Genomic DNA, 593 nt, shown 5'->3' with positions numbered 1-593 from the left:
AGATCACCGCGGCGATGTTCTTGGAGCGGTAATAGGCCGCGGTCTCCGGCACGGTCGGCGGATGCTTGTGCGGCGACTTGAAATAGTCGGCCATCTGCGCCTGGAAATCGTCATAGCCGTCGTCGCCATGCATACCGCAGGGCTCCTCGGCATGGGTGTGGATGTCGATCGCGACGACCTTCTCGATATCAGGCAGCTTCAGCTTCGGCATTGTGTCCTCCCGAGGGTTGCCGAATTGATTATATGATATAACGAATTTGGCAAGGCATTGCTGGCGCTCAAACCGCAGCCGGCGAAAGTCTTTGCCGGGCTCGACCGGAATCGGACCGATCCGGGCTCATCTACTGTGCATGGGGTTGTTTTCGCCGTTTGGCCGGAATCATGATCCGTAAAATTGCGCGCAATTCCGGTAGGTTCCGTTGAGCACACCTCTTAAGGGCCGGAGAACCTGATCCGGCTTAGGCTGACGCCAAATACACTCCCGTGCTTTTGGGGAAGCCATGAACGCGCCAGCCAAATCCGCCGCCAAACGCCGGCTTCTGCTCGCCTCCGACCGGAGCGATGCGAGCACGGAGCTCGCCAGCATCCTCAAG

General features: G+C 58.9%; 1 pseudogene. It reads right to left on the bottom strand.

The features are described from left to right. A pseudogene (locus ACNOHI_RS25240) lies at positions 1–211 on the bottom strand (hypothetical protein); the annotation flags it as partial. Positions 212–593: the final 382 nt, after the last annotated feature.

Origin of the sequence: Noviherbaspirillum sp. ST9, assembly GCF_048799745.1 — a bacterium.
Lineage (GTDB): Bacteria > Pseudomonadota > Gammaproteobacteria > Burkholderiales > Burkholderiaceae_D > Noviherbaspirillum.
The sequence above is the reverse complement of the archived record's forward strand: the minus strand, read 5'-3'. Positions and strand labels throughout refer to the sequence as shown.